9 protein-coding genes are annotated in these 11,976 nt (G+C 63.2%); 5 read left to right on the plus strand and 4 right to left on the minus strand.

What is annotated here, in order from left to right; genetic code table 11:
- Positions 1-167 precede the first annotated feature (167 nt).
- The 4 genes from urtA to JOD78_RS21605 all read right to left on the minus strand — a co-directional run bounded on the left by urtA (position 168) and on the right by JOD78_RS21605 (position 5,914).
- Positions 168-1,421, minus strand: a complete 1,254-nt coding sequence (gene urtA, locus JOD78_RS21590) for an urea ABC transporter substrate-binding protein (protein WP_013236630.1) — start codon at positions 1,419-1,421, stop codon at positions 168-170.
- Positions 1,422-1,856: 435 nt separating this feature from the next.
- On the minus strand, positions 1,857-2,684 hold the full coding sequence (locus JOD78_RS21595; RefSeq protein ID WP_134134231.1) for a ferritin-like domain-containing protein: 828 nt from the start codon (positions 2,682-2,684) through the stop codon (positions 1,857-1,859).
- A gap of 160 nt (positions 2,685-2,844) precedes the next feature.
- A complete protein-coding gene (locus JOD78_RS21600; protein ID WP_209569616.1) occupies positions 2,845-4,566 on the minus strand; it encodes a sensor domain-containing diguanylate cyclase in 1,722 nt (573 codons plus the stop codon).
- Positions 4,567-4,579: 13 nt separating this feature from the next.
- The gene (locus JOD78_RS21605; RefSeq protein ID WP_134134230.1) at positions 4,580-5,914 is read right to left on the minus strand and encodes an extracellular solute-binding protein; all 1,335 of its coding nucleotides are present in this window, start codon (positions 5,912-5,914) and stop codon (positions 4,580-4,582) included.
- 471 nt (positions 5,915-6,385) lie between these two features.
- Here JOD78_RS21605 and JOD78_RS21610 point away from each other — a divergent pair, with 471 nt between their 5' ends.
- The 5 genes from JOD78_RS21610 to JOD78_RS21630 all read left to right on the plus strand — a co-directional run bounded on the left by JOD78_RS21610 (position 6,386) and on the right by JOD78_RS21630 (position 11,835).
- On the plus strand, positions 6,386-7,609 hold the full coding sequence (locus tag JOD78_RS21610; RefSeq protein ID WP_039790221.1) for a Bcr/CflA family multidrug efflux MFS transporter: 1,224 nt from the start codon (positions 6,386-6,388) through the stop codon (positions 7,607-7,609).
- Positions 7,610-7,632: 23 nt separating this feature from the next.
- On the plus strand, positions 7,633-8,529 hold the full coding sequence (rarD, locus tag JOD78_RS21615; protein ID WP_134223926.1) for an EamA family transporter RarD: 897 nt from the start codon (positions 7,633-7,635) through the stop codon (positions 8,527-8,529).
- Between the two features lie 41 nt (positions 8,530-8,570).
- The gene (ettA, locus tag JOD78_RS21620) at positions 8,571-10,238 is read left to right on the plus strand and encodes an energy-dependent translational throttle protein EttA (RefSeq protein ID WP_209569614.1); all 1,668 of its coding nucleotides are present in this window, start codon (positions 8,571-8,573) and stop codon (positions 10,236-10,238) included.
- 101 nt (positions 10,239-10,339) lie between these two features.
- Positions 10,340-10,690: a YgdI/YgdR family lipoprotein gene (locus JOD78_RS21625; protein ID WP_245202250.1), complete on the plus strand. Its 351-nt coding sequence runs from the start codon at positions 10,340-10,342 to the stop codon at positions 10,688-10,690.
- A gap of 230 nt (positions 10,691-10,920) precedes the next feature.
- On the plus strand, positions 10,921-11,835 hold the full coding sequence (locus tag JOD78_RS21630; protein ID WP_034339914.1) for a bile acid:sodium symporter family protein: 915 nt from the start codon (positions 10,921-10,923) through the stop codon (positions 11,833-11,835).
- Positions 11,836-11,976 lie beyond the last annotated feature (141 nt).

Raw genomic sequence — 11,976 nt, forward strand, 5'->3', positions numbered from 1 at the left:
TGTGCGCCTCGAAGCGCGGGCCGGTCAATGCGGTGGCCGGGGCGAGTCGTCGGGCGGTTTTCTTGTGGAGGGAGATGCATTGCGGCGGACGGAGCGCCTTCCATACGCCGTCCGGCGGCGTACGGAAGGCGCTCCGAAGAACGCCATGAACTACAACAACCGCAAGCTTAGTTCTTCTGCTTGCTTTCGTTGCCCGGGATGTACGGGCTCCAGGGTTGTGCGCGGATGGTGGTCTTGGTCTTGTAGACCACGTTGAACTGACCGTCCGCCTTGATTTCGCCGATCATGACGGGCTTGTGCAGGTGGTGGTTGGTCTTGTCCATTTCCAGCGTGTAGCCCGACGGTGCCTTGTAGGTCTGGCCACCCATGGCGGCGATCACCTTGTCGGTGTCGGTGGACTTGGCCTTTTCCACGGCCTGTGCCCACATGTGGATGCCGACGTAGGTGGCTTCCATCGGGTCGTTGGTCACGACGGTATCGGCGTTGGGCAGGTTCTTGGCCTTGGCGTATTCCTTCCACTTCTTGATGAAGGCGGTGTTGACCGGATTCTTCACCGATTCGAAGTAGTTCCAGGCGGCCAGGTGGCCCACCAGCGGCTTGGTATCGACACCGCGCAGTTCTTCTTCACCCACCGAGAATGCCACCACCGGCACGTCGGTCGCCTTCAGGCCGGCGTTGCCCAGTTCCTTGTAGAAGGGCACGTTGGAGTCGCCGTTGATGGTCGAGATCACGGCCGTCTTGCCACCTGCGGAGAACTTCTTGATGTTGGCCACGATGGTCTGGTAATCGGAGTGGCCGAACGGGGTGTAGACCTCGTCGATGTCGGAATCCTTCACACCCTTGCTGTGCAGGAAGGCGCGCAGGATCTTGTTGGTGGTACGCGGATAGACGTAGTCGGTGCCCAGCAGCACGAAGCGCTTGGCGCCGCCGCCTTCCTTGGACATCAGGTATTCCACGGCGGGAATGGCTTGCTGGTTGGGGGCAGCACCGGTGTAGAAGACGTTCTTCTCCAGTTCTTCACCTTCGTACTGCACCGGGTAGAACAGCAGGCTGTTCAGTTCCTTGAAGACCGGCAGCACCGACTTGCGCGACACCGAAGTCCAGCAGCCGAAGACTACCGAGACCTTGTCCTGGGAGATCAGCTGGCGGGCCTTTTCGGCGAACAGCGGCCAGTTCGAGGCGGGGTCGACCACCACCGGTTCGAGCTTCTTGCCCATCACGCCGCCGGCGGCGTTGATTTCGTCGATGGTCATCAGGGCCACGTCCTTCAGGGACGTTTCGGAAATCGCCATGGTGCCCGACAGCGAGTGCAGGATACCGACCTTGATGGTGTCGGCAGCGAAGGCCGAAGGCAGCCAGGAGGATGCGGCCAGTGCGAATGCGCCCAGAGCGGTGGCTTTCAGTACGGTACGACGTGACATGTGGTGCTCCCTCGAGAAAAGTTTTGGAAGATTTTTTTCACTGCCCAGTCGCTTTAGCAGATTGCGTGCCAATGCCCCGCCAAGGGCCTGCGGGCTGCATCAAAGCGGGGCGGGGAGGGGCACGGTGCGGGAAGAATGTTGTCAGGCACGCCAGGATTGCGCACCAAAGCCGAGCGCCATTGTCGACAGTCCCATGTCGCTGCGGCAACACTCACCAGCCTGGCGCTCGGCGGTGCGCGATCTTGGTGCGCCGCGCAAAGCGCCAGTGGAGGCGGGTTTGCGGCAAGTGGATCAACTTCCTGAGGGGTGAGACAGATTGTTCACAATAGTGAGCACATCCTGAACGATGGGGCAGCAGGCGGCGTGATCCATTGCGGTGCCTGCCCGGCGCTTGGGCCGGAAGATGGTCCTGGCGGACCACCCTCCGGCGCGGGATCAGCGCAGCAGCACGTGCTGCATGAACTGGCGCAAGGGGAATTCGATCATGTTCTGCAGGGTCACCGGCAACTCCAGCGGCCGCATGATCATCTTGATGGTGGTTTCGGGCTTGAGATTGACGCGCACGGTACGGCTCATGCGCGAGGCCAGTTCCTTCACGCGCGCCGGATCGGCGGCCAGTTCCGGCTTGTACACCATCACCACGTGACGGATGGCGCAATCGGCGTCCTCGCTCTTCAGTTCCAGGGTGCGGCGGCTGAGGGTGCCGAAGACGCGCGAGCGGCCGATGTTTTCTTCGCGGCGATAGCGGCGGAAGTACTGGTAGAAATGCTTGTAGTGATTGACCTCGTCATTGGCGATGAGCCCGGCCAGGTGCTTCAGGACCGGCTCGTCGGTGGCCCGCGCCAGCGCCCGGTAATAGGTGGAGGTGCCGGTCTCGACCACGCAGCGCGCGGCCAGCTCCTGGGCCCGTGTCGGTTCGAGCAGCTCGACCTTGCAGTATTGCGAATATTCGTTGAGGAAGCCTTGGTAGGCGCGCGGCCAGTCGAACTCCGGCCAGACATGCTCGACATAGGCGCGCAGGGCCGCGCCGTGCTGCAGCTCTTCCTGTTCCCATTGCTCGCGCAACCAGGTCTCGACCTCGGCATCGCCTTTGTAGAATTCCACCAGGTTGTGGGTGTAGAGGTCGGAACCGCTTTCGACGAAGGAAGCGCAGGCCACCAGGTAGAACAGGTCTTCATTCTGCCGCACCCGCTCGCGGTCGATGCGGCTCAGGTCGATGTCATCGATGGTCCAGTGTTTTTTTTCTTGGCGACTCGGGTTCATCTGCTATACCTCTCTTCTCAAAGTGATGGTGGGCATAGCGATATGATGCAGCGCGATGACATTGGTTCAGGGCCGCCGCCGGCGTCTTGACGCAACTTTGCAAAGCGTCGCGCGACGTCAGCATTTCGTCAGGTGGACCGGTCCGGGCGACTCTACCCGATCACAGGTTGCTGGTCGCGTCACTGCCCAGCACCACGCGGTTGCGGCCCTGGTACTTGGCGTGATACAGCGCCTGGTCGGCCACGCGCAGCAGTTGTTCGGCGCTGGTGTGCTCATCCGGCTGCAGCGAGGCCACGCCGATACTGGCCGTGATGTAGCCGAAGGGCGAATCGGCATGCGGCAGCTTGAGTTCGAAGATGGCCTGGCAGATGTGCTCGGCCTGCTGCAGGGCATGGGCGGTATCGCTCTCGGCGATGATGACGCAGAACTCCTCGCCGCCATAGCGTGCTACCAGGTCGGTAGCGCGGCGCGAACTCTTCTGCAGCACGCGCGCCACGATGCGCAGGCATTCGTCCCCGGCCACGTGGCCGTAGCGGTCGTTGTATTTCTTGAAGTAATCCACGTCCAGCATCAGGAGCGCCAGCGCATGGCCGGAGCGCACCGAGCGCCGCAGCTCGCTGTCGAGTACTTCGTCGAAGCGACGCCGGTTGGCCACCCCGGTCAGGCCATCGGTGGCCGAGAGCGCTTCCAGCTTGCGATTGGCCAGCTCCAGCTCGCGCGTGCGGCGGGCGACCTGGTCTTCCAGTTCTTCCTTGTTCTGCTGCAGCTTGCCGGCCATCTCGTTGAACTTGCGCGAGAGGATGGCGATCTCGTCGCCGCCGGCCTGTTCCACGCGCACCGTGGTATCGCCGCTGCCGGCTTCCTTCATGGCCGCCACCAGGCGCTGCAGCGGCACGCTGATGCTGCGCGCGATCAGCGCCGAGAGCAACAGTGAAGCGGCAAAGCACAGCAGGCCGATGGCGATGATCTTGTCGCGCACCGAGCGGGTGTCGGCGTTGAGCTTGTCGCTTGGCGTGGCGCTGACTACCCACCATGAGGTGTGCGGCAACTGGGCGATGGCGGCGTAGTAGCGCGTCTTGTCGGCGCGCGTGTAGGCGATGAAGTCGCTGGTGCGGCGTTGTCCCACGCTGGCCGTGATGCCCTCCAGCAAGGCCGGATCGGCACGGCTGAAGCTGGTATCGCGTCCCTGCACGACTACCGTGCCATCGCTCGCATCCACGATGAACAGACTGGAGTCATAGCCCAGGTCCACACCCTCGAAGATGCTGAAGAAGTAGCTCGGCCGCACACCGACGAAGAGCACGCCGGCAGCGCGGTTGTTGCCGGTGAAGCGGATCTCGCGCAGCATGGCCACGCTCTTCTGGCCATGGCCGCCGTTGTAGAGCGTCCACCAGCCGCGTCCGCCGAGGTCTGGCGCCTCCTCCGCCACGCGGGTGATGTTGCTGGCCAGCGGCGCAAAGATCTGCGGATCGATGACCTGGCGCTTGCGGTCCAGCAGGTATTTCTGGTTCACGTCCGGCAGCGATCCATAGGTGTCCAGCAGCACGCGCGCCACCCCGCTGCGGGCCGCAGCACTGGTGGCTTCGTCGCCGCTGTAATAGTCGCCCAGCAGGCGCTGCAGCTTGTCGGAGAGCGCCAGCTCCTCGCTGGTGTCCTCGATCTTTTCCATGCGCAGCATCAGGTTCTGCGAGATCTGCTTGACCATCTGGACCGAGTAGGTGTGTACCTTCTCCTGGGTGGCACGGGTGGTTTCGCGATAGGCCAGCAGACCTGAGATCACCAGCGGCACCAGCGAGACCAGGATGAAGGAATTGATGAGCCGGTAGCGGATTTCGATCTTGCGCAGGAATCCCAGCCAGAAAAAGTCGAGCCGTTTTTTCATCGAACGCGCTCCCTTACCTGGCCGACAGGCGTGCCTGTTCGGTGATGGAGTCCTGCAGCAGGCGCGCGGCCCGCGCCGGGGTCTGGCTGCCCGACAGCACGCTCTGCAGGAGTGGATGCAGGACGTCTATGGTATTGACCGGCAGCACCGAGTAATACAGTCCCGGGGCATTGCTGGCGGCGGCATCGCGCGTCATCTGGTCGACCAGCGCGAAGAGCGCGGGATCGCCTTTCACATCGGCCGCGATCACGCGGAACGGCGGAATGTTCTGCCGCTTGGCTTGCCAGATCGGCATCCCCGGACCGTAGAGGAAGTCCAGGAACTGCACCGCCGCCTGCCGTTGCCGCGCGCCGCTGTGCTGGGCCACTGCAAAGCCGGTCTCGCTGCCCAGCACCGGTTTGAGCGGCTGGCCCTTGTCATTCCATGGCGGCACGAACACGCCTACCCGCATGCCGCGCGCATTCATCAGCGTGCCGGCGGCCCAGCTGCCCTGGAAGGTCATCGCTGCGCGGCCTTCGGCGAACTGGCGCAGGGTCGTGTCGTAGCCGGCGCGCAGACAGTCGGCCTGCACCATCTTCTGCTCCACCAGCGTACGCAGGCGCGCAAAGATGGCCGCGCCGTCCGCATTGTCCAGCTGCAGGGTGCCATTGGCGATGCGGGTGCGCCAGTCGGGGACCTTGGCTGCGATCTGGTTGGCGAAGCCGTAGCTGAAGGGACCATTGCCCAGCATGTTGGGGAAGCCACCCGGCAGCGCCAGCGGCACCAGGCCGGCCTTGCGCAGTGCGGCGCCGGCCGCCAGGAAGGACTCGAAGTCGGCCGGTGGTGCAGTGATGCCGGCGCGGTCGAACATGTCGCGGTTGTAGTAGATCAGGGTGGTGGCCACGCCCGAGGGAATGCCGTAGCGCCGCCCGCCCGGCGAGGTCCATTCGCGTTGCAGGACCTCCAGCATGTTGCCCCAGGCCTGGGTATCGCCGATGTCGGCCAGCAAGCCCTGGTCCGCCAGGGTGGCCGTATACGGATTGGCGTTGACCGAGACGATGTCGGGCAGGCTGTCGGTGGCGGCGCGCGGCTTGAGGTTTTCCTCGACGGAATTGCCGATCATGAATTGCAGGTTGATCCGCACCTCGGGATGCTTGAGCGAGAAGGCATCGGCCACGCGATGCATTTCCTCGGACCAGTCGGGTGCCCAGACCAGCGCGGTGAGCACCACCGGTTCGGCGGCTGCGGTGGCTGTGGTGGCCGTGGCAGTGCTGCCGCTGTCGTCGCCACGCTCGCAAGCCATCAGCAGGAGTGCTGACGCCACCCCCGCGATGAAGATTCTGAGTCCGCGCTTGGCGTACCCTGTCATGCCTGACTGCCCGCAGCTGGAGTGGCAACCCGGATCAGGCACGCCTGTTACTGCTGGCGTATATCGGCCACGCATCGATTTCCCCTGCGGCTAAACTTTTCTTGTTTTACAGCAATGCGCATGGTGCCGCGTTGACCTTCGCGCAGTCATGGTGATCTGTGTCACCTGACCCGCTGCAGCCCGCGTTGCGCCTACCTGCCGCTCCCTTTGCACGATCCTGGCATGTGAGAACAATGACAACAAGTTTGCCAGCTTTTACATCGTCCTGCACGAACCGCGTGTGTATTTCTTGTCTTTGTTCAGCTTTTGCCACGGCGCAATTACGTCCGCCTTGATGTGCCGCCTGAACGAAAATGAACAGGCCCTTATAATGTGCCCCTCACGCCTTTCGGGGCGATCGCGCTTCACCTTGCTTCAACCTGTTGGCATCGTCCTCACTGCCGGCGATGCGGCTGTCTCACCGAATTCCACATGCACAACAAAGATACTTCGCTCTCCATGGGCAAATTTCCCCCATGGCTGGCCGTCCTGGCAGCCTTGACTGCGCTGGGTGCGCTGGCCATCGACATGTACCTGCCCAGCTTCACTGCCATCGCCAAGGAACTCGGCGTGGGCACCAACCTGGTCCAGCTCACGCTCGCTTCTTTCCTCGTCGGCCTGGCCGTCGGGCAGATGTTCTATGGTCCGCTGTCGGATCGCTTCGGCCGCAAACCGCCCTTGTTCTTCGGGATCGCCTTGTATTTCGTATGCTCCCTGCTGTGCATTTTTGTACAGAGCATTGAGACACTGATCGTGCTGAGATTGTTCCAGGGGCTGGGCGGCAGCGCCGGCATGGTGATCCCGCGCGCCATGGTGCGTGATCGCATGGGGGCCGAGGGTTCGGCCAAGGCGTTCTCGATGCTGATGCTGGTATTTGGCCTGGCACCCATCCTCGCTCCTTTCATCGGCGGCCTGATGCTGGTCTTCGCCAGCTGGCGCGGCATTTTCGTGGTGCTGACGATCTTCGGCCTGCTGTGCATGCTCGGCACGCGCAAGTACCTGACCGAAACGGTGGATGTCTCCCGTGCCGAACCGCTGCATCTGGGCCGCACCTTGCGCCAGTACTGGGGTTTGCTGCGCCATCGCCAGTTCATGTCCTTCGTGCTGTGCGGAGGATTGGTGCAGGCGGGCATGTTCGCCTACATCGCAGGCGGTCCGTTCGTGGTGATCGAGCTGCACGGGATCAAGCCGCAGTATTTCGGTTTCGTGTTTGCCTCCAACGCCATTGGCCTGATTGCCGCTTCGCAGATCAATGCGCGCCTGGTGGTCAAGCGCTCGGCCGAACGCGTGCTGGGCAAGGTGCTGTGGGTACCAGCCGGTCTGTCGCTGGCGGTGGTGCTGGCCGTTCTGGCCGGATTGGAGAGCCTGCCGCTGTTGCTGTTCGGTTTCTTCGGTTTCCTGACGGCCTATGGCTTCACGGGTCCCAATGCCACTGCCATTGCGTTGAAGCACCAGGGCCGCCAGGCCGGTACCGCAGCGGCCTTGATGGGCACGCTGCAATTCGGCATGGGCGTGCTTTCGGGGGTGGTGATGAGCCTGTGGCATGACGGTACCGCCTTGCCGCTGGTGTCGGTGATGGCCATCTGCGGCGTCAGTGCCTTCCTGCTGTATCACTTCGTGGCCAAGCATGAGCCGGTGACGCCGGCCCTGCATTGATCCTCGGGAAACGCTGATCCGCCATGCTTCACGCCGTTTGCGCCTCCATCCTGTGGGGCCTGTTCCCGCTGTATTTCAAGTTGCTCAAGGAGATTCCCTCCTTCGATATCGTCGTGCATCGCCTCTTCTGGTCCTGCGTGTTCCTGGTGGCCGTGCTGGCCTGGCGGCGGCAATGGCGCTGGGTGGGCGAGGTCATCAAGCGGCCCATGGTGGTGCTGGGCTTCCTGCTCTCGGCCCTGCTGCTGACCGGCAACTGGACCCTGTATGTCTGGGCCGTCAACGCCGGGCGCATCGTCGATACCAGCCTGGGCTACTTCATGAGCCCGCTCATGAGCGTCTTCATGGGCTACCTGATCCTGAAGGAACGCATGCGTCCCCTGCAATGGCTGGCGGTCTTCCTGGCACTCGGTGCCGTGATCTGGCTGACCTTCGCCAACGGCAGCCTGCCGTGGATCTCGCTGCTGATCGCGCTGACCTTCGCCTTCTATGGCCTGCTGCGCAAGACCGCGCACCTGGGCGCGCTTGAAGGCCTGTCGCTGGAAACCTTGCTGATGCTGCCGCTGGTGCTGGCCATCCTGGGCGTGGATACCTTGCGTGACAGCAATGCCTTCACCCATGCATCGACCACAGCCAAGATCCTGCTGGCCCTGTCCGGCCCGATCACGGCGGTGCCGCTGCTGCTCTTTGCCCATGGCGCGCGCCGCATCCCCTTGTCGATGCTGGGCCTGATGCAATACATTTCGCCTACCATCCAGCTGCTGGGCGGCGTGCTGATCTACGGCGAGCCCTTCACCGGGGCGCGCGCCATCGGCTTTTGCGTGATCTGGGTGGCGCTCGCGGTATACTCCGCCGAAGGCTTGTGGCGCTACCTGCGCACCCGCGCGCAAAGCTCGGCAGAGCCCAGCGCCGGCGGCGCCTGACGCCGCCTCCTATCGTTTCCCTCTCACTGGCAACTCATACCATGGCTCAATACGTCTTTACCATGAACCGCGTCGGCAAGATCGTGCCGCCGAAGCGGCAGATCCTCAAGGACATCTCGCTGTCCTTCTTCCCCGGCGCCAAGATCGGCGTGCTCGGCCTGAACGGCTCGGGCAAGTCCACCCTGCTCAAGATCATGGCCGGCATCGACAAGGAAATCGAGGGTGAAGCCATCCCGATGCCCAACCTGAACATCGGCTACCTGCCGCAGGAACCCCAGCTCGACGCCGAGAAGACCGTGCGCCAGGAAGTCGAAAGCGCGCTGGGCGAAGTCTTCGAAGCCCAGGCCAAGCTGGACGCGGTCTATGCCGCCTATGCAGAAGAAGACGCCGACTTCGACGCCCTCGCCACCGAACAGGCGCGCCTGGAAGCCATCATCGACGCCGCTGACGGCAACAGCCTGAACCAGCAGCTGGAAATGGCCGCTGACGCCCTGCGCCTGCCGCCCTGGGATGCCAAGATCGGCGTGCTCTCCGGTGGTGAAAAGCGCCGCGTGGCGCTGTGCAAGCTGCTGCTCTCCAAGCCTGACATGCTGCTGCTGGACGAACCGACCAACCACCTGGATGCCGAATCGGTGGACTGGCTGGAGCAGTTCCTGCAACGCTTCCCCGGCACCGTGGTGGCCATCACCCACGATCGCTACTTCCTCGACAACGCCGCCGAATGGATCCTGGAACTGGACCGCGGCCACGGCATCCCCTGGAAGGGCAACTACAGCTCCTGGCTGGAACAGAAGGAAGCCCGCCTCAAGCAGGAAGAGGCCAGCGAATCTGCCCGCCAGAAGACCATCGCCAAGGAACTGGAGTGGGTGCGCCAGAACCCCAAGGGCCGCCAGGCCAAGAGCAAGGCGCGTCTGGCCCGCTTCAACGAGCTCTCCGAATACGAATACCAGAAGCGCAACGAGACCCAGGAAATCTTCATTCCCGTGGCCGAGCGCCTGGGCAATGAAGTCATCGAATTCAAGAACGTCAGCAAGGGCTATGGCGACCGCCTGCTGATCGACAACCTGAACTTCAAGATTCCGGCCGGTGCCATCGTCGGCATCATCGGTCCCAACGGCGCCGGTAAATCGACCCTGTTCCGCATGCTGGCCGGCCGTGAAACCCCGGACAGCGGCGAACTGGTGCTGGGCCCCACCGTCAAGGTGTCGCTGGTGGACCAGTCGCGTGAAGACCTGGGCAACAAGAAGACGGTCTTCGAAGATGTCTCGGGCGGTGCCGACATCCTCACCGTGGGCCGTTTCGAAATGCCCTCGCGCGCCTACCTGGGCCGCTTCAACTTCAAGGGCGGCGACCAGCAGAAGGTGGTCGGCAACCTGTCCGGCGGTGAGCGCGGCCGCCTGCACCTGGCCAAGACCCTGCTGCAGGGCGGCAACGTCCTGCTGCTGGACGAACCGTCCAACGACCTCGACGTGGAAACCCTGCGCGCCCTGGAAGATGCGCTGCTGGAATTTGCCGGCACCGTGCTGGTGATCTCCCACGATCGCTGGTTCCTGGACCGTATCGCCACCCACATCATCGCCTTCGAAGGCGATTCGCAGGTCACCTTCTTCGACGGCAACTATCAGGAATACGAAGCCGACAAGAAGAAGCGCCTCGGCGAAGAAGCCGCCAAGCCCAAGCGTATCCGTTACAAGCCGGTTACGCGTTGATGGTTTGACTGAAATGGTCGGGAAAACGCCGCTGCTTCCAGCGGCGTTTTTTTTCGTCCGTGCAGTGGATCGTCAGCGGAGGTAAAGAGTTGTAGGGACGCATGACGCCACCCATCGCGCTGGCTACCATCGTGGATCACAAGACCAAGGGAGCCCCGATGACAATCCGCCTGATGCCGACGCTGTCCCTTGCGATGGTGGCCGCACTGGCCGGCTGCGCCTCCTCGCAACCGGTCACGCAGATCGACAAGGACACCTACCTGCTGGTGGCCAGTTCACGCTGGCACGGCAATGACGGCGTGGCGGCACAGGGATTGCAGCAGGCCGATGACTGGTGCCGCCAGCAGGGGCGCCGTGCGCGCATCATCGGCAGCGAACGTTCGGAAGGCGTGATCGGCGTGATGCCGCCCAAGGTGATGCTTAGTTTCAAATGTGATCTTATTCGCCAGTAGGCCGTCCCACGGCCCGGGAGCCGGCAGGAATCGGCCTGCGCGGGTAGAATCACGCCCTTGCCGCGCCCACAAGGCGCGTGATCGAGGATAGAGAAGAGACCGCCACCGGACCTGGTGCACGAAGCCTCTCCGCCGCAGTGTGCGTCATCCGCGCAATGAACATAACAAACGCGCCATCCCGGCATGATCTTCATCCTGCACGGGCCTGTATTCATCATTCATCCATTGCCATGCTTGCCACCATCACCCGCCTCTTTCCCGTGTGGGCGCTGCTGCTTTCCGCCGCTGCCTACTTCACGCCGCCGACCTTCACGCCCATCGGCAAATACATCACCCAGCTGTTGACGCTCATCATGCTGACCATGGGCGTCACGCTCACGGTGGACGACTTCAAACGCATCATCAAGCGCCCCGCACCGGTGGCTGCCGGCATCATCCTGCACTACCTGGTCATGCCGCTGGCCGCCTGGGTCATCGCCAAGGTACTGCGCATGCCGCCTGACCTCACCGCCGGCATGGTGCTGGTGGGCAGTGTCGCCTCCGGCACTGCCTCCAACGTGATGATCTATCTCTCGCGCGGCGATGTGGCCCTGTCGGTGACGATCTCCACGCTCTCCGCGCTGGTGTCGGTGTTCGCCACGCCGATGCTGACCGAACTCTACGTGGATGCCTCCATCCACTTCGACGCCCACGCCATGCTGATGTCGATCGTGCAGATCGTGGTGGTCCCCATTGCGGTCGGCCTGGTGCTGAACCTGTTCGCGGGCAAGCTGATCCGCCGCATCGAGCCCTACCTGTCGCTGGTGTCGATGGTGGCCATCCTGCTGATCATCTCGGCGGTGGTTGCGGGTAGCCAGGCCAGCATCGCTTCGGTCGGCCTGGTGGTGCTGGTGGGCGTGATCCTGCACAACGGCCTGGGTTTGCTGGGTGGCTACTGGGGTGGCCGCCTGCTGGGCTTCGACGAAGCAGTCTGCCGCACGCTGGCCATCGAAGTCGGGATGCAGAATTCCGGTTTGGCGGCCGCCCTGGGCAAGCTGTATTTCACGCCGGTGGCGGCCTTGCCGGGCGCACTGTTCTCGGTGTGGCACAACCTCTCGGGGTCGCTGCTGGCCGGTTACTGGCGTGGCCGTCCGCCACGTGACTGAAGCGCACTTGCAATGATGCAGCGCTGAATCCAACGGCCCGCTTCGCCTTGAGGCGGGCCGTTGTCGTTGGTGCGCAGCGAAGCGCAAAAACTGATTACAATCCGCCATCACCGCACGTCCCATCCATCTCCATCAGGAGGG

The organism is Herbaspirillum sp. 1130 (assembly GCF_017833835.1).
In the GTDB taxonomy this organism is placed as follows: domain Bacteria; phylum Pseudomonadota; class Gammaproteobacteria; order Burkholderiales; family Burkholderiaceae_D; genus Herbaspirillum; species Herbaspirillum huttiense.

Coding starts and splice junctions, on each gene's coding strand:
- JOD78_RS21600 (WP_209569616.1), bottom strand. CDS start 4,566: ATGAAAAAACGGCTCGACTTTTTCTGGCTGGGATTCCTGCGCAAGATC.
- JOD78_RS21630 (WP_034339914.1), top strand. CDS start 10,921: ATGCTTGCCACCATCACCCGCCTCTTTCCCGTGTGGGCGCTGCTGCTT.
- urtA (WP_013236630.1), bottom strand. CDS start 1,421: ATGTCACGTCGTACCGTACTGAAAGCCACCGCTCTGGGCGCATTCGCA.
- JOD78_RS21605 (WP_134134230.1), bottom strand. CDS start 5,914: ATGACAGGGTACGCCAAGCGCGGACTCAGAATCTTCATCGCGGGGGTG.
- JOD78_RS21610 (WP_039790221.1), top strand. CDS start 6,386: ATGCACAACAAAGATACTTCGCTCTCCATGGGCAAATTTCCCCCATGG.
- JOD78_RS21595 (WP_134134231.1), bottom strand. CDS start 2,684: ATGAACCCGAGTCGCCAAGAAAAAAAACACTGGACCATCGATGACATC.
- JOD78_RS21625 (WP_245202250.1), top strand. CDS start 10,340: ATGACGCCACCCATCGCGCTGGCTACCATCGTGGATCACAAGACCAAG.
- ettA (WP_209569614.1), top strand. CDS start 8,571: ATGGCTCAATACGTCTTTACCATGAACCGCGTCGGCAAGATCGTGCCG.
- rarD (WP_134223926.1), top strand. CDS start 7,633: ATGCTTCACGCCGTTTGCGCCTCCATCCTGTGGGGCCTGTTCCCGCTG.